The 21,873-nt window shown below is 55.5% G+C and carries 20 protein-coding genes; 18 read left to right on the forward strand and 2 right to left on the reverse strand.

Annotation, left to right across the window (positions count from 1 at the left end):
- The first annotated feature begins 398 nt into the window (after nucleotides 1-398).
- The 3 genes from FN806_RS15515 to FN806_RS15525 all read left to right on the forward strand — a co-directional run bounded on the left by FN806_RS15515 (nucleotide 399) and on the right by FN806_RS15525 (nucleotide 3,779).
- Nucleotides 399-824, forward strand: coding sequence for a ribbon-helix-helix protein, CopG family (locus tag FN806_RS15515; protein ID WP_142638768.1), 426 nt, complete (start codon nucleotides 399-401; stop codon nucleotides 822-824).
- Nucleotides 821-2,656 carry a relaxase/mobilization nuclease domain-containing protein gene (locus tag FN806_RS15520; protein WP_142638770.1) on the forward strand — a complete coding sequence of 612 codons (1,836 nt, stop codon included), beginning with the start codon at nucleotides 821-823 and terminating at the stop codon, nucleotides 2,654-2,656. Before FN806_RS15515 ends, FN806_RS15520 begins: the two co-directional genes overlap by 4 nt.
- Nucleotides 2,657-2,741: 85 nt before the next feature.
- Nucleotides 2,742-3,779: a hypothetical protein gene (locus FN806_RS15525; protein ID WP_142638772.1), complete on the forward strand. Its 1,038-nt coding sequence runs from the start codon at nucleotides 2,742-2,744 to the stop codon at nucleotides 3,777-3,779.
- A 328-nt stretch (nucleotides 3,780-4,107) separates the two neighbouring features.
- Here FN806_RS15525 and FN806_RS15530 read toward each other — a convergent pair whose 3' ends face one another.
- Nucleotides 4,108-4,533 carry an Lrp/AsnC family transcriptional regulator gene (locus FN806_RS15530; protein WP_106607291.1) on the reverse strand — a complete coding sequence of 142 codons (426 nt, stop codon included), beginning with the start codon at nucleotides 4,531-4,533 and terminating at the stop codon, nucleotides 4,108-4,110.
- Nucleotides 4,534-4,643: 110 nt separating this feature from the next.
- Between FN806_RS15530 and FN806_RS15535 the strand changes: the two genes are divergently transcribed.
- The 8 genes from FN806_RS15535 to FN806_RS15570 all read left to right on the forward strand — a co-directional run bounded on the left by FN806_RS15535 (nucleotide 4,644) and on the right by FN806_RS15570 (nucleotide 12,678).
- Nucleotides 4,644-5,816, forward strand: coding sequence for a pyridoxal phosphate-dependent aminotransferase (locus FN806_RS15535; protein WP_142638774.1), 1,173 nt, complete (start codon nucleotides 4,644-4,646; stop codon nucleotides 5,814-5,816).
- 25 nt (nucleotides 5,817-5,841) lie between these two features.
- Entirely contained in the window at nucleotides 5,842-6,588 is a 747-nt protein-coding gene (locus FN806_RS15540) for an SDR family oxidoreductase (RefSeq protein ID WP_106607289.1), read from the forward strand.
- A gap of 12 nt (nucleotides 6,589-6,600) precedes the next feature.
- A complete protein-coding gene (locus FN806_RS15545; protein WP_106607288.1) occupies nucleotides 6,601-7,443 on the forward strand; it encodes a fumarylacetoacetate hydrolase family protein in 843 nt (280 codons plus the stop codon).
- A 169-nt stretch (nucleotides 7,444-7,612) separates the two neighbouring features.
- Nucleotides 7,613-8,341: an SDR family NAD(P)-dependent oxidoreductase gene (locus FN806_RS15550; protein WP_106607586.1), complete on the forward strand. Its 729-nt coding sequence runs from the start codon at nucleotides 7,613-7,615 to the stop codon at nucleotides 8,339-8,341.
- Between the two features lie 33 nt (nucleotides 8,342-8,374).
- Nucleotides 8,375-9,040, forward strand: a complete 666-nt coding sequence (locus tag FN806_RS15555; protein WP_106607287.1) for an RraA family protein — start codon at nucleotides 8,375-8,377, stop codon at nucleotides 9,038-9,040.
- Between the two features lie 38 nt (nucleotides 9,041-9,078).
- Nucleotides 9,079-10,227: a fumarylacetoacetate hydrolase family protein gene (locus tag FN806_RS15560; RefSeq protein WP_106607286.1), complete on the forward strand. Its 1,149-nt coding sequence runs from the start codon at nucleotides 9,079-9,081 to the stop codon at nucleotides 10,225-10,227.
- A gap of 12 nt (nucleotides 10,228-10,239) precedes the next feature.
- Nucleotides 10,240-11,745 (forward strand): aldehyde dehydrogenase (NADP(+)), encoded by a 1,506-nt coding sequence (locus FN806_RS15565; RefSeq protein WP_142638776.1) that lies wholly within the window; start codon nucleotides 10,240-10,242, stop codon nucleotides 11,743-11,745.
- A gap of 18 nt (nucleotides 11,746-11,763) precedes the next feature.
- Nucleotides 11,764-12,678, forward strand: a complete 915-nt coding sequence (locus FN806_RS15570) for a dihydrodipicolinate synthase family protein (RefSeq protein WP_106607284.1) — start codon at nucleotides 11,764-11,766, stop codon at nucleotides 12,676-12,678.
- 219 nt (nucleotides 12,679-12,897) lie between these two features.
- On the opposite strand, the gene FN806_RS15575 is transcribed toward FN806_RS15570, so the two are convergent.
- Complete coding sequence (locus tag FN806_RS15575) at nucleotides 12,898-13,908, reverse strand: LacI family DNA-binding transcriptional regulator (protein ID WP_142638778.1); 1,011 nt, start codon at nucleotides 13,906-13,908, stop codon at nucleotides 12,898-12,900.
- Nucleotides 13,909-14,105: 197 nt separating this feature from the next.
- On the opposite strand from FN806_RS15575, the gene dctP reads away from it, so the two are divergent.
- From dctP to FN806_RS15610, 7 genes are all read left to right on the forward strand, one after another.
- Complete coding sequence (dctP, locus tag FN806_RS15580; protein ID WP_142638780.1) at nucleotides 14,106-15,107, forward strand: TRAP transporter substrate-binding protein DctP; 1,002 nt, start codon at nucleotides 14,106-14,108, stop codon at nucleotides 15,105-15,107.
- A 42-nt stretch (nucleotides 15,108-15,149) separates the two neighbouring features.
- Complete coding sequence (locus FN806_RS15585; protein WP_142638781.1) at nucleotides 15,150-15,776, forward strand: TRAP transporter small permease; 627 nt, start codon at nucleotides 15,150-15,152, stop codon at nucleotides 15,774-15,776.
- Nucleotides 15,770-17,062, forward strand: a complete 1,293-nt coding sequence (locus FN806_RS15590) for a TRAP transporter large permease (RefSeq protein WP_142638783.1) — start codon at nucleotides 15,770-15,772, stop codon at nucleotides 17,060-17,062. The genes FN806_RS15585 and FN806_RS15590 overlap by 7 nt, the downstream gene beginning before the upstream one ends.
- Before the next feature lie 145 nt (nucleotides 17,063-17,207).
- The gene (locus FN806_RS15595) at nucleotides 17,208-18,476 is read left to right on the forward strand and encodes an FAD-dependent oxidoreductase (RefSeq protein ID WP_142638786.1); all 1,269 of its coding nucleotides are present in this window, start codon (nucleotides 17,208-17,210) and stop codon (nucleotides 18,474-18,476) included.
- A 31-nt stretch (nucleotides 18,477-18,507) separates the two neighbouring features.
- Nucleotides 18,508-19,656 (forward strand): mandelate racemase/muconate lactonizing enzyme family protein, encoded by a 1,149-nt coding sequence (locus FN806_RS15600; RefSeq protein ID WP_142638788.1) that lies wholly within the window; start codon nucleotides 18,508-18,510, stop codon nucleotides 19,654-19,656.
- Nucleotides 19,657-19,706: 50 nt separating this feature from the next.
- On the forward strand, nucleotides 19,707-20,567 hold the full coding sequence (locus tag FN806_RS15605; RefSeq protein ID WP_246097272.1) for a dihydrodipicolinate synthase family protein: 861 nt from the start codon (nucleotides 19,707-19,709) through the stop codon (nucleotides 20,565-20,567).
- A gap of 120 nt (nucleotides 20,568-20,687) precedes the next feature.
- Nucleotides 20,688-21,698, forward strand: coding sequence for an Ldh family oxidoreductase (locus FN806_RS15610; protein WP_142638792.1), 1,011 nt, complete (start codon nucleotides 20,688-20,690; stop codon nucleotides 21,696-21,698).
- Nucleotides 21,699-21,873: the final 175 nt, after the last annotated feature.

Genomic DNA, 21,873 nt, shown 5'->3' on the forward strand with positions numbered 1-21,873 from the left:
CGCGGTCCAAGGACCGGGCAGGGGCGGTGACCTTCCGCGGTGCGGCAGCTCTCAACCCTGCCACACCCGCCGCGCATGCGGCGGGAAACTGAGCGCGCTGAGGCGCGCGGAAAATGCCATACTGAACTTGAACGTGCCGGTATGTGACGGGCGCTGTTCGTGCAGCCCATGCGGTGCATGATTGCCCTGCGCCGGTCCACCGGCACCCACGCCTGCTGGCTGGAAAAGGGGCGGGACCCTTTTCCCGGCGTGGAGATTGCCTCCAAGAGCAAAACTGCTCCGAGGGCGATTTGAGAAAATGCGGATTTCTAAAATCACCCCCGGTTTCCTCTTGGAGTGTATGACAGGATAAGGTAGTTGTGTTACAAACTCAAAATACAACCTGAGATAGATTTTGAATGAGCGAGCGCAGACCCTCTGACACCACCGTCTTTTCCGTGCGATTGCCCGTGGATGCGTTGGAGCGTCTGGAGGCAGCCGTGGACGCGCTCGGGATCAAGAGCCGCAACCAGATCATCCAGCGTTTGATCTATCGCCTGATCGGTTATCTCGATCCTGACCCCGCTGTTGTGGATCTCTGGCAGAAGCATTTGCGGCAGGTTCAGGGCGGGTACACCAACCTCAATCAGCTTGCGAAATCGGCCAAGCGCGGCACGGTGATCTGGACGGATGACGACCGCCGCGACGTCGAAAATCTCCATCACGCGATCATCCAGCACCGGCAAGACCTGAAGGCGATGATCACAGCGGCCCGCCGAAACCGAGAGCCAGAATCCGCCATTCGCCGGATCTTGCGTGACGACGATTGGGCACCTGAAGAATGAACGCCGCAGCCCACGGTCTGACAGCCGGAGACTTCCTGGAACTTGCCTTCCGTGAGGCTCAGAAAGGTGTCGATCATTCTAAGCGCATCAGTCAACAATTGCAGACCGCCAAACGCATGAAGTTCATGGTTTCGCGGGCCTCATCCATCAAAGCACGGCTTGGTGCCGTGGTTGGAAAGCCCGAGGCGGTTGTGAAACACGTCCGCAAAGGCGGGGTGAAAAACGCGCATGAGCTGCGCCGCCAGATCAACTATCTGACCGTCAGGGCAGAGGGCGTGTTGGACATCCGAGACAATGGCGTGACCCCGCTCGATGCGGATCAGGTCAGTGATTTGATCGAGACTTGGGCCGAGGATTTCAACGGGAAAACCAACTACGGTTACACCCGTCACATGATCGTTTCTTTTCCCGAAGGCACCTATCCGGACGCCGCTCATGAGGCCGGTTTGGAGTTCGCAGATCGGCTATTTGGCAGCGGTGATTTTGGCGATACCTGGGACTACCTGACTGTGTTCCACAACGACACTGACAACCCCCATGTCCACATCGTTGTGAACAACCGAGGCGTCGAACATGGGCAGTGGTTGGCTATGGGTATGAGCAGCGAAATGAACATCGACGTCCAGCGCTCTATCCAGGTCGAGGTTGCTGAGGAATACGGAATTGAGCTGACCGCAACGACCCGCCTTGAGCGCGGTTTGCGGCAGGAAGTCGAGACCGATACGTGGAAAGTTCAGGCCGGAATGTCGGTTGTTGAAACCACTCCGGACGTCGAAGTTACGGCCCGCGACATGGCCGCCGATGTGATGACACTATCCATCGCAAGAATGTCGGATCTGTTTGATGAGCGCGCCAACGCCATCAAAGACCGGATCGAAGAGTTTGCCATCAAGCTCGTTGAAGGAGAGGAACCTATGGTATCGAGAATGGAACATCTATTGGACCAAGCCCATCATTTTGATGATTACGGTGAGCCGGGAGACCCGTCTTATGTGTCGCCCGAAGTCATGAGTAACTTGCGGCGACACATCGAATTAGGCGGTTCTGAGGAAACAATCGCGCCCGAGCTGAAGGCGCAGGTTGTTGCCCATATCAGCGACGTTCGGGACAACGAACAGAGCCATCTGTATCTGTCTGCCCTTGCTGACATTGTGGATGACAAGGAGTTCCAGGGGTCCGCAGATTACGCCCCGGCATCACGCCGTTACGATGTCTATATGCAGGACACCTTGGGCGAGGGGGCCTATGAGGACTTCCAGACTCAGACCAATGAATTGCTGCGATCCATGGACAAGATGGAAGGGCTTGCCCGTGAGGTTGACGACCCTCATCTGCGTGTCGCTATGGATATTCAAATTGGCGAGCTGAAGGGCGACGTTGCGGATCTGCGCACCAACGATCCGGACCTTCAAGCCTTCATCATCGAGGACCGCCGCTATTCAACGATGATGGGAATGGGCACCGCTGAAATGGATGTCCTGGACTATCCAGAGGCCGACAAGTGGGCGGCGATCCGCAAGGAAGTCACCGACACAGCCAGCAGCTACGGCCTCGATGGCGAGGCGTTCGTTGCCCGCTTTGGCGATCATCAGAACGTCACTTTGGGCACAACAATGGGATGGCGCAGCGACGACATTTCGACCGCCACAGCCCACTTCCAGGCTCAAGGATTGTCGGATAGCCACGACCGGGCAGAGGCCGTTGTCGACGAGCTGCACCAGCTTGCTTCTTCCAAGATCATCGCAATCTCAGAAGAACTTTCGGACGTTCACGCCCACGCAACGCACCCGCTCTTGCAAGGGCACGGTGACGATGACGGTCACAGCCTATAGGACTTCACCCGGTCTGCCTGAAGAGTGCGCCAATGCTCTGAGCAGATCCATCACTGAGTTATCCATCAACTCGCAAAGGAAAACTATGGTTTCGCGTACAGACTATCTTTTGAACGAAGTCGAACACTTCGCACCCTATTCCCAATTTGATCAATCCGCCTCGCGCGAGGATCGCGTTTCTGAGCAGATCGACATCATCATGAAAGAGCAGCAGGCAATGGGCTATGATCGTGCCGCCATCGCTTCAAAGAGCTTTGACATCGAGGACCAGGCCAACCGCCGTGTTGACGAACATACGGCGCAACAAGATCTGGTCGAAGAACTGAAAATCGAATTGGAGGCTGCCGAGCGGTCAGGGGAGCCGGTTGATCTGAACGATATGCAGGCTTTGGTTTCTCAGCACATGAACGATGCTCAGGAATACGACCTGTATCACCCCTATTATTCGTCCCTTGCGGATCTGTCCGGCGACAAAGGTTTTCAGGATTCCGACGACTACCAGTCGCCCGGTGATCGCTATGTTCAGTATATGCAATCAGCTTTGGGGCAGGCCGGTTTCGAGAACTACGAACAGCAGACCAAGGATATTGTGAACTCCATCGAGAACATGGAGGCTCTTGCACGAGAGGTCGAAGATCCGCATCTGCGTGCTGCATTGGACGTGCAGATCGGAGAGCTGAAGGGCGATGTTGCCGAGCTACGCCCATGCGACACCGACCTGCAGGCGTACACTGTTGCTGACGACAGTTACACCACATCCATGAATGCGGCCGAGTTGGACAACCTGGACCCGACAGAGGCCGAAAAGTGGCTGGCAGTGCGTGACGACATTGTTGCAACCGCCAACAGCTTCGGACTCGATGGAAACAAATTCCTTGCTCGCTACAACGACCACGACAGCGTTTCAGTCGGCACCACGGCGACTTGGCGAGACGCGGACATTTCCACCGCCGCCGCCCACTTTGACAGCCAAGGCGTTCCGGACAGCTACGAGCGCGCCGAGGCCGTTGTCGGTGAGCTGCACCAAGTTTCATCCAGCAAGATTGCCGCCGTGGTGCAAGAGATTGTCCATACCCGCGAACAGGCCACCCACGTCCATGAAGATGATGGACACAGCCTTTAACCACGGAGGACATTATTGATTATTGTTCGCGCTGGTGAATGTGTTGCCGGGAACAGCGAGAACACCGGGTTGGAGTAATGTGGGGTCTGTTCCGATTGGGACGGACTCTTGTCCTTGGACATTTCGGGCTTTCGCTGCACCACATTTGAATAGGCAAGACGCGGACTTTTCCGCCGTTGCCCTTCCGGGTGTTTGCTGACACAGCATCTGCTCGCAGGCGCGGCACGCTATTTGTTGCATCGCAGACGACTTTCTGTTTGGGGACATTCATCGGTGTGCAACTCGGTTAAACCAGTATAATTCAGCAACCTTAGAAGCCGGTAGTCGTTTAGAACTCTTTGGAAAGTGACATGATCGTTTCGGTGCGCTTGACGCCATCGATTTTATAGATCTGCTCCAACATGAAATTCAGACGCGGCTTTTCGATTGGCTTGATGAGCAGCGCGAAGTCGTGGTCTCCTATGACTCTTAGACAGCTTGCAACTTCTGGCATGCTCGCAAACTCGCGTGCCGCTGCTTCTCCCTTACTGCGGATCTCCATACTTATCAGGACAATTGCGCCTAGGCCGCCTGTTTCAACAGTCGAGGGTTCCTTGATGGTGTATCCTAGAATTTGCTGCGTTTGCTCTAGTTTCGTTAGCCGTGCTTGCACCGCTGTACGGGAGCGTCCCACCTTCCTGGCCAGTTCAGTGATTGGAGTACGCGAGTCCCGGCGCAGCGTCTCAAGAATTTGCTCGTCGATCTCATCACGCATTTTTCAAGCCGTTCCCGGAAAGCAGATTGTCTACGTTATAGGCAGATTGCCTATGATTTCAATCGTTTTAACAGGCGACAAAGCTAGCGGTATTGACGGACATTTCTGTTATGGAAAACGCAGCTCTGTTCAATTCGATTTCGTCCCGTGCGCAGGCTTTGGAAGCCTCCAAGATCCGCGAGGTTGCAGAGCTTGGCATGAAGCAAGACGGCGTGTTGCCGCTCTGGTTCGGTGAAGGCGCCTGGCCGACCAATTCACTGATTGTGGACGCTGCAATTGCCGCGCTCAAGGCTGGCAATCATATGTACCAGCCGAACAATGGCGCGATGGCGCTGCGGCAAGCGATTTGTGCTTATAGCAACGAACTTCTGGGCAGCCGTCTGAAACCGGCTCAGGTCACAGTCACCCCTTCCGGAATGCAAGGCCTCATGCTGACGGCTGAATTTCTTGTGACTCCCGGCGACCGGGTTATCGCAGTGGAGCCGGGCTGGCCCAATATCATCGGTGCTTTCAAGGCGACCGGTGCAGAGATTGCGAGCGTGGCAATCGTGCCGAAGGGCGGTCATTGGGCGCTCGACGTGGAAGAGCTGATCGCGGCGCTGACACCGGGCACCAAAGCGGTGGTGATTAACTCGCCCAACAACCCCACCGGCTGGACCATGTCGGCCGAGGAGCAGTGTCTGGTGTTGGAGCATTGCCGCCGGCACGGCATCTGGATCGTTGCCGATGACGTTTATTCCCGGCTCTACCGCCATGGGCGTCACGCGCCCTCATTCCTGTCGATTGCAGAGCCTGAGGATCAGCTGATCTCTGTGAACTCGTTTTCAAAATGCTGGTCGATGACCGGATGGCGGCTTGGCTGGATCGTGGCTCCCGCCGCGTTCGAGGGGAAGCTGGGTCAGTTGACCGAGTTCAACACGTCCTGCACAGCCGGCTTTGTCCAGGAGGCGGGTATTGCAGCCCTGCGCGGCGGCGAAGAGGAAATTGCCAGCCTGTTGAGCAAAATCCAGGCAGGGTATGAAATCACTGCTGAGCGCCTCAACACCTTCTCGCGGGTGGAGTTCATTGAGCCTGATGGTGCTTTCTACTGCTTCTTCCGAGTTGACGGGCTGACTGACAGCTTCGCTGCGGCTGGTGAAATCCTTGAGCAGACCAAGGTCGGGCTAGCGCCGGGCGTGGCGTTCGGTCCGCAGGGAGAAGGTTATTTGCGGCTCTGCTACGCGCAGCCGGCAGAAGTGCTGGAAGAGGCCTTCAAGCGGCTCGAGCCGTTCCTCTCGAAGTGATGCCTCAATATCGGGGAGGAAAGACATGACGTATCAACTCAGCCTTGAGGGCAAAACCGCGCTGATTACTGCCGCTGGGCAGGGTATCGGGCGTGCCAGCGCCGAGGCCTTTGCCCAGGCTGGCGCCTCGGTCATTGCCACAGACATCAATGAGACTTCGCTAGCTGAGCTCAATGCGATTGACGGCATTACCGCATGGAAACTGGATGCAACCGATCCCGAAGACATCAAGCGGGTACTGCCTGAAGCTGGTAGGCTGGATGTGCTGTTCAATTGCGCTGGATTTGTCCATACCGGCAGCATCCTGGATAGCACCGAGGAAGATTGGGACTTTGCCTTCGATCTGAATGCCAAGGCCATGTACCGCCTGTGTAAGGCAGTCCTTCCGGGCATGCTTGAACAGGGCAAGGGGTCGATCATCAACATGTCCTCGGTGGCATCCTCCTTGAAGGGCGTTCCAAACCGCTTTGTTTATTGCGCGTCCAAGGCAGCGGTCATCGGCATGACCAAGGCGATCGCTGCTGACTACGTAACCCAAGGCATCCGTTGCAATGCGATCTGCCCTGGCACCGTAGATAGCCCATCGCTGCACGACCGGTTGCGGGCCACGGGCGATTACGAGGCGGCGCGGGAGCAATTCATCGCGCGCCAGCCTATGGGGCGCGTTGGCGATGCAGACGAAATTGCAGCGCTTGCAGTTTACCTTGCCTCGGATGCCAGCGGATTCACCACGGGCCAGGCCCATATCATCGACGGCGGCTGGGCCCTCTGAACGGAGACTATCATGAAACTTTTGCGTTATGGCCCGAAAGGGCACGAAAAACCCGGTATCGTCGACGCTGACGGTGTTGTCCGCGATCTGTCCGGCTTGGTGGATGACATTGCCGGTGAGGTTCTGACGGATCAAGGCCTGGCCGGCATTGCCGAAGCTGACCTGTCGTCGCTGCCTGCCGTTGAGGTCGACCGTTATGGGCCCTGCGTCGGCGGTGTTGGCAAGTTCATCTGTATTGGGCTCAATTACTCCGACCATGCCGAGGAAAGTGGGCTGGAGGTGCCGCCGGAGCCGGTGATCTTTGCCAAGGCGACTTCGGCAATTTGCGGTCCCAACGACACGGTAGAAATCCCCCGCGGCTCGAAGGCCACCGACTGGGAAGTTGAACTGGGCGTCGTAATTGGCAAAGAGGCAAAATATGTCGATGAGGCAGAAGCTCTCGAACATGTTGCGGGCTACTGCGTGATCAACGACATTTCCGAACGTGATTTCCAGAACAAGCGCGCAGGGCAGTGGACCAAGGGCAAATCTGCCGACACGTTCGGTCCTATTGGACCTTGGCTGGTGACCCGCGACGAGGTTTCTGACCCGCAGAATCTGCCGATGTATCTGGAAGTGAACGGAGAGCGCCGCCAGGACGGAAGCACGAACACAATGGTGTTCGGGGTGGCTCACATCGTCTCTTACCTGTCACAGTTCATGAGCCTGCAGCCAGGCGACATCATCTCCACCGGCACACCTCCGGGTGTGGGCATGGGGATCAAGCCTGAGCCCGTATACCTTAAGGCGGGCGACAAGATGGAACTCGGCATCGAAGGCCTGGGCGTGCAGCGCCAGGACGTTGTGCAGTGCTGACCTTCTCCCCGGCGCCAGGCCGTTCACCCCATTGGCGCTGTTCCTGGGCCAGCTATATTGGTTGCCCGGTCCATCTTTTCCCGAGGCCTACATCCATATCGGTCTCAAAAGGCAAGCCCAGTGAATGAAGGCTGCCTGTAGCCGTGATTTTCATCAGGAGGACAAAGTGATGGAAAACCAAGTTGCAATCGTAACCGGCGGTGCGCAGGGAATAGGCCTGGCTGCGGCTCGGCTTCTGATCGAAAAAGGTGCGAAGGTCGTCAGCTGGGACATTGATGCAAGCAACGGGGACGCAATGGCTGCTCTGGGCGGCAATGCTTTCGCGGTGGACTGCGATATCACCGATCTGTCTTCGGTGGAAGCGGCCTACAAGCGTACTTGCGAGGCAGCGGGAATTCCTTCGATTTTGATCAACAGTGCTGGGATCGCAGGTCCCAACGAACCGCTGGACACCTACGATCCCGAAGCTTGGCGCAAGATCATCGACATTAACCTGAACGGCACATTCTATGTGAACCGCGTCTGCGTTCCTGGAATGCGAGAGCAAGGCTATGGACGCATCCTGAATGTCGCGTCCATCGCAGGCAAAGACGGCAATCCTAATGCTTCCGCCTATTCGGCTTCCAAGGCCGCGGTGATCGGCTTGACTAAGTCCTTGGGCAAGGAACTGGCTGGCTACGATATTGCAGTAAACTGCGTGACGCCGGCTGCGGCCCGGACCCGGATTTTCGACCAGATGAGCCAGGAGCACATTGACTATATGCTTTCCAAAATCCCTCGTGGCCGGTTCCTGGAAGTCGAAGAGGCCGCGAAGATGATCGTTTGGGCGGTTTCACCTGAAAACTCCTTCACCACTGGAGCTGTATTCGATCTGTCTGGCGGCCGGGCCACCTACTAACTCTTGTAAATTAAGTCACTTGGAGGAAAACCCATGACAGATAATGACAAAAAAGCCGCTCTCACCGAACGCCTTGCAAAATGCTACAGCGGTGCAGTTTATGACGCCCTGCGCGAGAGAGGGATAGACAATACTGTTCTGCCCAAAGACATCCGGCCGATTGACGATACTCATGTTCTTGCTGGTCCCGTTTTCACAATTTCAGGAACACCAAAACCTGGGATTAGTGCTGATGATGCTCTGCTGGCTTGGACGGGTTTCCTTTCAACAGCGCCGTCTGGCCATGTCGTAGTTTGCAATGGCCACACTGACGACATCGCGATGATGGGGGAACTGTCTGCCGAGACGCTCCAGATGCGCGGTGTGCGCGGATATGTGACCAATGGCGGGTGTCGGGACAGCAATTTCATTCGTAACATCGGTTTCCCCGTTTTCCATCGCTTCTACACCGCCCGCGATGTGGTGGGCGCATGGTCGGTCGACAAAATGGAAGTCCCTGTGCAGATCGGTGACGTTGTCGTTAAGCCCGGGGATTTTCTGATTGCCGACATTGATGGGGCCATCCTTATCCCAGGTGAAATCGCAGAAGAGATCGTGGTTGAGGTCGAGGAAGTGATGAACACCGAGAACAAGGTCCGCTCGGCTATCCGTAGCGGGACGGATCCGAAAGAAGCCTACCTGACCTACGGGCGCTTCTGAGCGGTCAAACTGGCGTAACAGCACTTGGAGATACGAATATGCATATCGGTTTGCCTGACCAGGGCTGTTTTGTTTTGCGGGTCTGGAATCCAGCGGTTTCAGGGCCTTCGGTTTGCCACTTGCGCGACGGATGCATTGTCGATGTGACCTCGCGTGAAGTGGCAACAGTACGCGACCTGCTTGAGCAGGACGATCCGGCGGGCTGGATCAAGTCTGCCTCAGGCGAAGCAGTTTGCACGCTGGGCGAGCTCGAGGAGAGTTCCGTCGAACGGCCTGATCCTAAATTACCCTATTTTCTGGCGCCCTGCGATCTGCAGCCAGTTAAAGCATGTGGCGTGACCTTTGTATCCTCAATGTTGGAGCGGGTGATTGAAGAGCAGGCACTCGGTGATCCTACCAAGGCCAAGGTGATCCGCGGGCGCTGCGAGACTATTTTAGGCGATAGCCTGACCGGGATTGTTCCCGGGTCAGACCAAGCAATTCAATTGAAGAACGCGCTTCTCGCCGAGGAAGCCTGGTCGCAATACCTTGAAGTCGGAATTGGCCCGGATGCAGAAGTTTTCTCCAAGGCTCAAGCGCTGTCTTCGGTTGGCTGGGGTGCAAGCGTCGGCCTGCATCCAATGTCGCGCTGGAATAACCCGGAACCGGAGGTGGTTCTGGCGATAAACAGCCGGGGTGAGGTCAAGGGTGCCACGCTCGGCAACGACGTGAACCTTCGCGATGTCGAAGGCCGCTCGGCGCTGCTGCTTGGAAAGGCAAAAGACAACAATGCTGCCAGCTCGGTAGGACCTGCCATTCGCCTCTTTGATGGAACCTATTCGATCGCGGATGTGCGTAAAGCGGAACTTGATTTGCGGGTTACCGGGGAGGATGGCTTTGTGATGGACGGTCACAGCACAATGGCCGAGATCAGCCGCGACCCGCTTGACCTGGTTGGGCAGGCTTATGGTGCGCACCACCAGTATCCCGATGGTTTCATGCTGATGATGGGAACCCTTTTCGCTCCAACCCAGGACCGTGATCACCCCGGGGGTGGTTTCACGCACAAAATGGGCGACGTCGTGACCATTTCAAACTCTGATCTGGGTGCTTTGGTCAATACCGTGCGCCTTTCTACCGAATGCCCGCCCTGGGACTTCGCAGCCTCGCATCTGATGCGCAATTTGGCCCGCCGTGGCCTGCTCTGAACGGAGACACTCATGCTAAACGGAAAACATCTGATTGCCGGCGAATGGCTAGGCAGCGCCAGCACTTTTTCATCACAGCCTGCTCACGGCTCCGCCCATAACTTTGCTGTCGGAACGGTGGATCTTGTCGGACGTGCCTGTGAGGCGGCTGAAGAGGCTTTCTGGTCCTATGGCTACTCTGGCGTGGAAAAACGTGCGGCGTTCCTGCACCGGATTGCGGATGAAATTGACGCCCTTGGAGATGAAATCACTGAGATCGGAAGCCAGGAGACAGGTTTGCCCGAGGCTCGCTTGACCGGTGAGCGCGGTCGGACTGTCGGCCAGCTGCGCTTGTTCGCAGAGCATATCCTGAAAGGCGATTATCTGGACCGTCGCCATGACAGCGCCTTGCCTGACCGGCAGCCGCTGCCGCGGCCTGAGCTGTATATGGTTCAGCGGCCCATTGGCCCGGTTGCGGTCTTTGGTGCTTCGAATTTTCCACTGGCCTTCTCGACCGCAGGGGGTGACACCGCAGCAGCATTGGCCGCAGGCTGCCCTGTAGTGGTCAAAGGCCACTCAGCGCACCCGGGAACGGGGGAGCTGGTGGCTCAAGCCATCGACAAGGCCGTGAAGGCGATGGATCTGCACCCTGGCGTGTTCAACCTGATCCAAGGAGGCAAGCGGAACGTAGGAGCTGCGCTGGTTCAGCATCCATTGGTTAGGGCGGTTGGCTTTACCGGTTCGCTGGGTGGCGGGCGGGCCCTGTTCGATCTGTGCGCATCCCGCGAAGAGCCTATCCCGTTCTTTGGCGAACTTGGCTCAGTCAATCCGATGTTCCTGCTGCCACGATCTCTCTCCTCCCGTGCTGAGGCAATGGGCGAGGGCTGGTCCGGCTCCTTGACTATGGGAGCCGGCCAGTTCTGCACCAATCCAGGGATTGCCGTCGTGCAGTCGGGCGCAGATGCCGAACGTTTTGTTGCGGCAGCTACCAAGGCATTGGAGCAGGTTGGCGCGCAGACAATGCTGACTGACGGGATCGCCGCAGCCTATCGCGATGGGCGCGACCGGATCCGCGCCAATTCCAGCGTGCAGGGAATCCTCACCACCACCTGCGTCCTGCGCAATGCAACGCCGTACCTTTTCCGCGTCACTGCGCGTGAGTGGTTGGCAAATGATGCGTTGGCCGAGGAAGTCTTCGGTCCGCTGGGCCTGGTTGTCGAAGCAGAAGATGCGGCCGAAATGACTGCTGTTGCGAAGGGACTTAAAGGGCAGCTGACCTGCACCGTCCATATGAGTGAAGACGACACCGCCCAGGCGCAGGCCTTGATGCCAATCCTTGAGCGCAAGGCGGGGCGAGTTTTGGTCAACGGCTTTCCGACCGGCGTCGAAGTATCTGACACGATGGTCCATGGCGGCCCCTATCCGGCCTCGACAAATTTTGGTGCGACCTCGGTGGGTACTCTGTCGATCCGACGTTTCCTTCGGCCTGTATGCTTCCAAAACATGCCAGAGGCACTGCTGCCTCAAGATCTGAAATGAACGTCCAAGGATAATATTATGGCTAAAATGTACAAAGGCATCTGGCCGGTTGCCCCGACTCCTTTTCATGACGATGGAACACTCGACCTTGAGGGTATGAAGCGCGTGCTCGACTTCATGATCGATGCGGGCGTCGATGGCATCTGCATCCTTGCGAATTACTCCGAGCAGTTTGTGCTGTCTGATGAAGAGCGCGAAGTGCTGACTCGATTGTCGCTGGAACATGTGGCGCACCGGGTGCCGGTGATCGTGACTGTCAGCCACTTCGCAACCCAGATTGCGGTGGAGCGCGCGCGTCTCGCGAAATCGCTTGGCGCCAGCATGGTGATGCTGATGCCCCCCTATCACGGGACAACGCTGCGGGGGACGCCGGAGCAAATTTTTCAGCAGTTTGAAGCGGTCGGCGAGGTGGGCATCCCGATCATGGTGCAGGATGCGCCGATGGCCGGCAATGATCTGACTGTGCCGCTTCTGGTCAGGATGGCCCGCGAAATCGAGATGGTGAAGCTCTTTAAGATCGAGTGCATTCCGGCAACCGGTAAGCTGCGCGAGCTTATTGCTGCAGGCGGTGACGCGATTCAAGGCCCCTTCGACGGTGAAGAAGGTATCACATTGATGGCCGACTTGGATGCCGGAGCTACTGGCACCATGACCTCTGCCACAATTCCCGACAAGATCAAGCCCATTCTGGCTTTGCACGCCGAAGGCAACCGCGAAGGTGCATCCGAAGTCTACCGTCAGGTGCTGCCGGTGATCAACTTCGAAAACCGCCAGTGCCTTTGGCGCGCCTCAAAGGCCGCGATGATGGAGGGGGGGGTGATCAATTCCGACTGCTGCCGCCACCCGATTGCACCGTTGCATCCTGAGACCCTTGCGGGGCTCTTGGATATTCTTCGGCCGATTGATCCGCTCGTCCTGTCCTGGGGCAAGTGAAGTAAGACTGGGCGGTTGCATCGTTGAACCAAAAACATAGGCCGCAACTGCCCCGCTCGGCCAACTATGGCATGATGAGAACAGTTCTTGGATTGGTGCCTTGCGGGAGGAGCCGGTGATTTTCACGTTCGCGACATAGGCCGCTCCCACATTCTTCTCAACCCAACGAGACCGTATACTGCACTTGGTCGAAATCAATACGATCAAATACGACACGCTCTAACGATGTGGGCTAACGCTATCAGTCAGGATCAACTCAGTCGGGATGAGAGTGAGTTTAGTTGGCGCTGTCGGATCCGAGATACGGCTTAGCAGATGTTGAATGACAACTCTCCCCATCTCTTGCAGATCAATGCTTGTCGTACTCAGCGGCGGATTGGAGTGTTGCAACTCATCGATCCCCTCGTTCGCGATCAACGAGAAATCTACTCCGATTTTTTTTCCCAACCTCTGCAAACCGGCTTTCAGTCCAAGGGTGACGATAGCATTATATCCGATGGCAGCAGTCGGCGGATCTTCGACATCCAGAATTCTCGCCGCTGCTTCGTATCCCTGAGCACGAACAGGGCGGCATTCGAAAACAAGCGCACGATCAAACTCTTGCCCCGCTTCGTCAAATGCTTGCCTGATGCCTTTCATGCGACGGTTAAATGGGGAAATATTGACTGTGCCGCCAACAACGGCAATGCGTCTGTGACCAAGTTTAAGCAGATGTTTTGCCGCCGTGTAACCCGCAATTGTCTCATCAGCCACGACTGAATCGATGGGATAGCCACTGATCTCTCGCGAGACACACACTATTGGGGGGCTGAATTTCTTCATCTCTTCCAGGTCGGTCGCCTGAGTTCCCATCGCAGGAACTAGGACGATGCCATCTGCATTGTACTCAGACATTTTCCTGATGAATTCGGATTGTCTCTCCACTTTTTCATCCGTATTGCACAAGAAGACCGTTTTTCCTTCCTTGGCAAGTTCACCTTCAATCGCTCTCAAAATCTCGCTGAAGGACGGGTCGGACACGTTGTTAAGCACGATACCCACCGTGTCGGTCTTTGACTTCCTCAATCCTGCCGCGGAACGCTGATAGACATAGCCAGATTCGCGCAGTGCTTCTTTGACCCTGGCGCGCGTCTGGTCCGAGATTCGGCTGTTTTCCTTCATCGCCAAAGAGACAGTTGCGGTGGAAAGTCCTAACTGTTTTGCGATTTGACTAAGGGTCGGCTTCTGCATTCTTATTATTTTTCCTATGGTTATGGTTGCCTAGGGTAGTAATTTCCAACGTTCTTTCGGGCAAGTTGCCCATGAGAAGTCAGAGTTAATCGATTTAATTTGATTTGTAAAAGTTAATCGATTAACTTGAAGCGGCACCGACGGAAAGCAGTTTACGCATTCCGGAGCGCAAGCGCAGTTTCAACGGGAGGAAAACTATGAAACTCGGAAAATATGCATTCGGCATAATCTCGGGGCTGGCGTTGTCAGGCCTACTTGCAACAACAGCCCTCGCCGACACGGTCAGGCTGAAATTGGCCGGGACCTATCCAGTCAACCACTTTGGCCACGAGATTGTCGAAAACATGATCAAAGAGATTGAAGACGCAGACGTAGGCGTGAAAATCTCCTATTTCCCGGCCGCACAATTGGGATCCGGCGAAGAGCTGATCGAGGATGCCGTTCGCGGCAATATCGACCTTGTACAAGCGTTCATCTACGCTCAGGCCGATCCTCGGCTGGAAATCATGAACCTGCCAGGGTTGGTGACAACTTTTGACGATTTGAAAGCGGTCTATGGAAACCCGGAGTCCAAGCTGAATACGATTCTGGCCGGGATCATGGACGACCTGGGGCTGGTCTATCTTGCCAATACCGGCGAAGGGTTGGTCGGTATTGTCGCGAACGAAAAACCTACCGATTATGCCGGTTTCGGTGATAAGGGCGTGAACATCCGCGTCTGGAGTTCAGAGGTCGCCAAAAAGACCACCGAAAGCCTCGGGTACCGGACGACAACGATGAACTGGGCGGAGGTTCTGCCAGCGCTCCAATCTGGCGTCATCGACGGAGCGATCTGCTGTACGCCGGAATGGGCCTATTCGACCTTCGCGGCCGCCGGAGTTGGGAAATACTTTATTCCCGTGAACACGGCTATCGAAGCGTCATCATTCTATGCCAGTGGCAAGTCCTGGGAGAAGTTGAACCAGGAACAGCGTGACGTTATCCGGGCCGCCGCCGAGAGAGCCGCCAACGTTGCGATCAACACAGCCTGGGAGCGCAATCAAGGCTTCGTCGAGCAGTTGAAAGAAGCCGGCTGGGAAATCCTTGAGTACAGCCCTGAAGAGCGCGCTGCGATGGTCGCCCACATACAGGAAAACGTCTGGCCGGAACTGGCGGACGTGGTTGGGCAGGACCTTATCGACGAGCTGACAGCCAAGTAACCAAGATTTTCTTTGGTTGCTCATTAATTGGGGATGCCGTGATTGTCTGGCATCCCCCTCTTAACGGGGAGTGAACTTTCGATGGTGCTATTTGAAGATACATTGCCACCCGGTCTGAGCCGGCTCGTTCGGCTGATGGTTTGGATCAAGTCGGTCCTGGTGAGCGTCGCTCTCCCGATACTGCCGATCACATTCTTTTTCGTTGTGCTGTTTCGCTATGTTCTGGAACGCGATCTTTTTGCCTACGAAGAATGGCTCATGCCGATCTGCTTCTGGATCTTCTTCTTGGGCAGTGCGCTTGGCACTTACTACGACAAGCAGATCAATGCTGATCTTCTTGATACAGTCACCGAAAATTCAACACTGCTGTGGCTTCGCAAGCTCGTGATCCAGATCATCGAGTTGTCGATAACGCTGGTACTTGTTTACTGGGCCTGGCTGATGATTGCGGATGAGATCGCGGCATATCCTGGATGGAAAACCACCATCGCCCTGAAGATTCCGTTTATTGTTCCACGCTTTGGAATTTTCGTGGGGTTCGTGTTCATGGCGTTCTACAGCGCCTTGTCGATCTTCCTGATGCTGCGCGTGGGCCCCGATCGATATGCCGAGGCCATGGAGAATGCGCGACGGGCAGAGCCCGATGAGGAGGAGGTTGTGACATGGTAATCCTCATCGCCATAATCCTTATCTGCGTTCTGCTGGCAATCGGCGTCTCGGTTCCATTGGCCTTTGGCGGTGTGCTGATCCTTCTGGCCTATACCGGAGGGTACGATGTCTCTGGGTTCTTCGCGACGGGCCACTGGAAGATGAATTCAGTTATCCTGCTGGCCATTCCTCTTTTCATCATGGCTGGCGATATTATGCAGCGGGGCAAAATTGCAAAACCGATCGTTGAGATTGCCGAGCTCATGTTCGGCCATCTCCGCGGCGGGCTAAGTGCTGCCTCGGTCGTGGCCAGTGCGATGTTCGGCGCAATCTCGGGCAGTGGTGCGGCCACATTGACTTGCATCGGTTCGATCATCATGCCGCATCTGCGCAAGGCACGGTATCCCGCAGGCATTTCCGGCGCATTGGTGATCTGTGCAAGCCCCTTAGGCCTATTGATCCCGCCAAGCGGCGCGCAGTTGCTCTATGCCTGGGTCGGTCAGTTGAACGTTCTTGAATGTTTCCTCGCAACGGTCGTACCAGGGCTGATCCTTACGACCCTGTTGATCATCGTGAATTTCGTGATCCTTCGGAAGGATACCGAAATTCAGGTTACCGAAGTTCCGGACCGTTTCTTCCGTGCACTTGCTGGTAAAACAGCCATCGCAACACCGGCGATCCTGATGCCACTGATCATTCTGGGCGGCATTTATGGTGGCATCATGACGCCCACCGAAGCCGCTGGCGTCGCCGTAATTTATGCCATTCCGGTGGGCTTCTTTGTCTACCGCGGCCTGACACTCAAAACCTTCTATGAAAGTATGAAACACTCGGCGATCACGATCGGCGTGGTCATGGTCATGATCTTCACAGTCTTAATCGCCAGCCGCTTCCTGATTTTCGAAGATATTCCCGGTCTCGCCGAGGATCTGATCTATTCCATTTCAGATAACCCAATAGTGATTTTCCTGATGCTCAATCTGGTCATGCTTCTGATTGGTATGCTGATGGACGATATCAGCGGAATCATCCTGAGCGCATCGCTTCTGCTACCCATCGCTGTTGGAGCTGGAATGGATCCAATCCACTTTGCCGCAGTTCTTGGTGTTAATCTTGGCATGGGCAACATCACGCCGCCAACGGCACCGCTTCTGTATCTCGGATCGCAAGTGACAGACGTGCCGGTCCGACAACTGATCTGGCCGACACTGATTTTCATCGTGTTTGCTTGGCTGCCAACTTTGCTGATCACCACGTTTATCCCTGGGATCGCTCTGTGGTTGCCGAACATGTTCTTCGGCTCCTAGCGCCGCGAAAACACCAGCCAGAATAGAAAGAAGTTGGTATGCAAAACTCTGTTCCTTCAAACCGGGCGACGGTCGTCGTTGCTGAAATTCTGGCTCCGAAAGCCAATTTTGACTTCGCGGCCCACGCTCATATCACGGACAAGCCGTGAAAGCGGACGCGCTCATAATCGGCGGTGGGCTGATTGGCATCACAACGGCCCACCGATTGGCCAAACGCGGCTGCTCGGTCGTGTTGGTGGAGGCCAACGAAGATGTCGGTCTCGGTGCCAACTTTGCAAACGGTGCGATGCTGGTGCCTTCACAGACCATGCCATGGAATTCGCCAGGGATATTACCCACGCTTTTGAGGTCAATCGTGACACAAAATTCCGCACTGCGGATCAAGCCGAAAGCTATCCCGTCCCTGTTCAAATGGGGCCTGCACTTTCTGAAGAACTCAAAGCCGTATCTGCACGAACTCCATACGCGCCGGTTGCTCGAACTGGCGCTCTTCTCCATGGATATCTTTGAGGAATACTACAAAGGATACGCAGACCAATTCGAAGCCAAAAAATGTGGCACCATCAAAATCTACCGCGACCAACCAGGTCTGGAAGCCCAGATCAGATCCAATCGTCACCTCAGTGAGGTTGGGCTAGATTGGGAGGCACTAACGCCTGATCAAACTGTTGAGGCTGAGCCGCACCTTCAAGCGCTGGCCCCGCAGCTGGCAGGCGGAATTCGTTTTTCCGCTGATGTGGTGGCGGACTCGCGAAAATTCTGTCAAATCCTCCGCGATGACCTCGTCGCTTCTGGTCAGATAATACATGTTAGTTGCCAAGCCAATGAACTGCTGATGTCAGGCGACAGGGTCATCGGCGCGCGTACAACAATCGGAGATATTCGGGCGAAGAATACCATTCTGGCCCTTGGGGCCAATACAAGAAAATTGGCTGCAAACGACGCAAGATCAATCTTGGTGCGCCCCGTCAAAGGGTACTCGGTCACATACGATACAACCGGCGTCAACGACCTGCCTTCGTATCCCGTTATCGACGAAGGGATGCATGTTGGGATTGTTCCAATTAATGGCAAATTGCGCGCAGTTGGAATTGCCGAATTCGCCGGGCATGACGACACTCTAAGCCCCAAAATAATCCGGCAACTCGATCGCCTGACCAAATCCATTTACCCCAACCTTGCGCAGACGCTTGACGGCTGCAAGCGAGAGCCGTGGACTGGATTCCGCCCGATGAGTGCTGACGGTCTGCCCTATATCGGCGAAACATCCAGCAAGGGGCTTTGGGTCAATACCGGGCACGGCCATCTGGGTTGGACCCTCGCCACCGGGTCGGCAGAGTTGCTTGCTGATCTCATCATGGGCAAGCCCACACCCTTGGACGCATCCAGCTATGCAGTAACTCGATCACACTAGACCGAAGATAAACCTACTGGAAGACAAGATCATGAAAATAAAAGATATTCGCTTCACGCCGCTCTTTTCCAAGTTCAAGACACCCTATGTCTGGGCCATGGGCAAGAATCTTGGTCAAACAACAATCCTGGTTGAGATCGAAACGGATGCGGGTGTCGTCGGCTACGGCGAAACCGCCCCGACGATGACGTCACCAGAGGCGATCCAGACGCTCTTACTAACCGCCAAAACGGTCCTGCTGGGGCAGCCCATCACTCAAATCATCAATTTGATGAAGCAGCTCTTTACGCAAAATTTTGGACATCACTACGCCAGCCAATCTCATCCAAGAATAGGCAATATTGCGTTTGCGGGTGTTGAATTGGCCCTTTGGGATGCACTTGGCAAATCGGTGGGCCTGCCAGTTCATGCCCTGTTGGGTGGGAAGATCCATGACACGGTGAGTTTCATGGGGTTTGTCCAGGGAGACAGTACGGAAGAGGTTGCTGCACATGCCGGTCAGTTGGCGCAGGACGGCTTTGAAGTGATTTACCTCAAGGCCGGATACACCAACGATAAAGATATGGCCAATGTCGAAGCTGTCAGAAAGGCAATTGGCAACAGGCGGTTGCGTATCGACCCGAATGAGGCCTGGGATTTGATGGAGGCCCAGGTGATGATCAATAAGCTCGCCAAGTACGATCTCGAGATGGTTGAACAGCCGGTGTCGGCGATTGCCGGCGTTCCGGCATTGAAGGCATTGAAACAGTCTTGCTCAGTTCCAATTGCCGCCGACCAGTCTGTGTTTACACCAGAAGAGGCTCACGCGATGTGCTCCAGCGGTGCGGCAAGCCTGCTGACTGTGGGTCTGCACGAAACTGGAGGTATTCTTGGGTTCCGCCGCGTCGCTGCGATAGCTCAGGTGTTCGACATCAACGTGTGTATTCACGGTGTTTGGGAGACCGGAATTACCACCTGCGCCTCGATACAAGCTGCGTCGGGTGTTCCTAATTTGGATGATGGCAATCAGATCATGTGGCAGCTCCTGCAAGAGGACATCGTCGAAAGCCCGGATCTGGCGCCAAATGTCGGGAAAATTCCGGTCATGTCCGCCCCTGGTCTTGGATTTACCCTGAACGAGGACGCCGTTGGTCGGGCCGCAGAAGCCTACGACAAGAAGAATGGTTTGGAGGTAACATGATAGCATTGCAAGACAATTCACCTGCGGTCGTATCGCCCGGCATTTATCCAATGCTCTATGCGTTCTTTGACGATCGCGGTGTATTGCGCCAGGATCCGTTTCGGCGTCAGGTGGATGCGGCTTTGGGCACCCAGGCTGCCGGAGTTGCGATTCTGGGGCTGGGTACGGAGGTCTCGAAGCTGACATTCGATGAGCGCATCGAGGTCCTTGAAGTCGTCGCGGAGCGCATTGAAGGACGCAAACCGCTCTTGGCGACCGTCTATGGCGATACGATCACCGAGCAGATTGAGTTTTCGAAGCGAGCAATTCAAAGCGGCGTGTCGGCACTGATGCTCCAGCCTCCCTCGCAGAAAATGGACGATGCAAAGCTGGCGGGCTTTTTCTCCGAGATTATCTCGGCGGTCGATTGCCCGGTTGGGATTCAGAACGCGCCGGAGTTCCTTGGCTTCGGACTAAGTAACCAGAGCTTGATCGCGCTTGCGAATGACCACGAAAATTTCACCATCGCGAAACTGGAATGCAACGCCGTCAATCTTGAGTCTGTTGCGTCAGAGCTCGGGGATAGCGTGATGCTTTTCAATGGTCGCTGCGGACTGGAATTACCTGACAACCTGCGCGCGGGTGCCAGTGGGCTGATCCCGGCGATTGATACGGTAGATAAGACCAGCGAAATTTTCGCTGAATTCACTGCTGGGACCGAAGAGCGGGCCGATAAGCTATATGCCGATCTATTGCCGGTTCTCTGCTTTATCATGCAGGGAATTCCACATTTCCTGACCTATGGAAAGATGCTGGCCGCAGCGCGTTTGGGAATTGAGCTTGGCGGCAGCCGAGAACCCTCATTGCCAGCGACTGATTTTGGCGCAGCATGCATCCGACGGTTCTCGAAACACTTGGGGCCGTTGAATTGAGATATTCCGCAACATCACCCGCCATAAACAATGGCCCAGACACCAAAAGAAGAAAGTCATGAATAATACTGCGCTACACAACTCGATTTCGTTCCTTGCCCGGCTGAGGAGGCTTTTCTAATGACCGTCGTAAACCTATCGCTGAGTGAGATACATGATCTCGCACTAGAAGCATTCACCCAAAATGGATGCGACCCTCAAAACGCCGGGGCCCTGACCCGGACGGTTGTTGCTGCAGAGCGAGACGGGTCTCATTCCCACGGCTTGTTCAGAGTGCCCGGATATGTGGCATCCCTGCGTAGTGGGAAGGTCAACGGCGCCGCCGATCCGCAGATTTCCAACAAATCACCTGTAATTGTTAACGCGAATGGCGACGAAGGGTATGCCCCCTTAGCAATCGAGCGAGGTATTCCAGCGCTGGCGAAAGCAGCGAGTGAGTTCGGTATCGCAGTAATGACTCTTACCCACACGCATCATTTTGCGGCCCTTTGGCCAGAAGTTGAGGCATTGGCCGAACAAAATTTGGCAGGGATGGCTTGTGTAAGTTATATGCCAAATGTCGCACCTCATGGTTCAAACAAGCCCTTATTTGGTACCAATCCGCTCGCATTTGCCTGGCCACGGAAAAATAAACCACCATTTGTATTCGACATGGCAACCTCCGCAATGGCCGGCGGCGATGTTGCAATTGCCGCAAGAGATGGCCATTCGGTCCCCCTTGGAACCGGATTGGATGAAAATGGCAATGAAACCACCGATCCGGCAGCAATCTTGAAAGGCGTTTTGCTTCCCTTCGGAGGGCACAAGGGTTCTGCTATTGCAACGATGGTTGAACTCTTGGCGGCTGGTGCGACCGGTGAACGGTTTAGCTTTGAAGCGCAAGATGCCGACAACGGTGATGGTGGCCCTCCCCGTGGGGGAGAGTTTTTCCTGGCATTTTCGCCATCACTACTGGCCGGTGAAGGTTGGGAGGACCATTGCGAAAAGTTTTTTGACAAATACGAGGCAATTCCGGGATCGCGTCTGCCGGGCGCAAGGCGCCACAACAACCGCAATGATACAACCAACCGTGCCGTAGACGCGAAACTTATCGCCACAATTCAAGAGCTTTGTAGTCGTCCCGATTCGTGAATCAGGCACAAGATCGCCATTTGGTTGCCTGAGTTACCTTTTAGAGCGTGTCGCGTTTGATCGCGTTCACCCGCCCGATACGCAAGTATCGGGCACGCGTCCGCCCACCCGGGCGAACGCCCAGCACTGTAAGCGATACTTGAACTGCGACTCCTATTGGCGTTGAAGGTGATTG

Source organism: Ruegeria faecimaris, from assembly GCF_900182615.1.
In the GTDB taxonomy this organism is placed as follows: domain Bacteria; phylum Pseudomonadota; class Alphaproteobacteria; order Rhodobacterales; family Rhodobacteraceae; genus Ruegeria; species Ruegeria faecimaris.

Coding starts and splice junctions, on each gene's coding strand:
- FN806_RS15570 (WP_106607284.1), top strand. CDS start 11,764: ATGGCTAAAATGTACAAAGGCATCTGGCCGGTTGCCCCGACTCCTTTT.
- FN806_RS15545 (WP_106607288.1), top strand. CDS start 6,601: ATGAAACTTTTGCGTTATGGCCCGAAAGGGCACGAAAAACCCGGTATC.
- FN806_RS15610 (WP_142638792.1), top strand. CDS start 20,688: ATGACCGTCGTAAACCTATCGCTGAGTGAGATACATGATCTCGCACTA.
- FN806_RS15605 (WP_246097272.1), top strand. CDS start 19,707: ATGCTCTATGCGTTCTTTGACGATCGCGGTGTATTGCGCCAGGATCCG.
- dctP (WP_142638780.1), top strand. CDS start 14,106: ATGAAACTCGGAAAATATGCATTCGGCATAATCTCGGGGCTGGCGTTG.
- FN806_RS15535 (WP_142638774.1), top strand. CDS start 4,644: ATGGAAAACGCAGCTCTGTTCAATTCGATTTCGTCCCGTGCGCAGGCT.
- FN806_RS15520 (WP_142638770.1), top strand. CDS start 821: ATGAACGCCGCAGCCCACGGTCTGACAGCCGGAGACTTCCTGGAACTT.
- FN806_RS15540 (WP_106607289.1), top strand. CDS start 5,842: ATGACGTATCAACTCAGCCTTGAGGGCAAAACCGCGCTGATTACTGCC.
- FN806_RS15590 (WP_142638783.1), top strand. CDS start 15,770: ATGGTAATCCTCATCGCCATAATCCTTATCTGCGTTCTGCTGGCAATC.
- FN806_RS15575 (WP_142638778.1), bottom strand. CDS start 13,908: ATGCAGAAGCCGACCCTTAGTCAAATCGCAAAACAGTTAGGACTTTCC.
- FN806_RS15600 (WP_142638788.1), top strand. CDS start 18,508: ATGAAAATAAAAGATATTCGCTTCACGCCGCTCTTTTCCAAGTTCAAG.
- FN806_RS15515 (WP_142638768.1), top strand. CDS start 399: ATGAGCGAGCGCAGACCCTCTGACACCACCGTCTTTTCCGTGCGATTG.
- FN806_RS15555 (WP_106607287.1), top strand. CDS start 8,375: ATGACAGATAATGACAAAAAAGCCGCTCTCACCGAACGCCTTGCAAAA.
- FN806_RS15565 (WP_142638776.1), top strand. CDS start 10,240: ATGCTAAACGGAAAACATCTGATTGCCGGCGAATGGCTAGGCAGCGCC.
- FN806_RS15560 (WP_106607286.1), top strand. CDS start 9,079: ATGCATATCGGTTTGCCTGACCAGGGCTGTTTTGTTTTGCGGGTCTGG.
- FN806_RS15530 (WP_106607291.1), bottom strand. CDS start 4,533: ATGCGTGATGAGATCGACGAGCAAATTCTTGAGACGCTGCGCCGGGAC.
- FN806_RS15525 (WP_142638772.1), top strand. CDS start 2,742: ATGGTTTCGCGTACAGACTATCTTTTGAACGAAGTCGAACACTTCGCA.
- FN806_RS15550 (WP_106607586.1), top strand. CDS start 7,613: ATGGAAAACCAAGTTGCAATCGTAACCGGCGGTGCGCAGGGAATAGGC.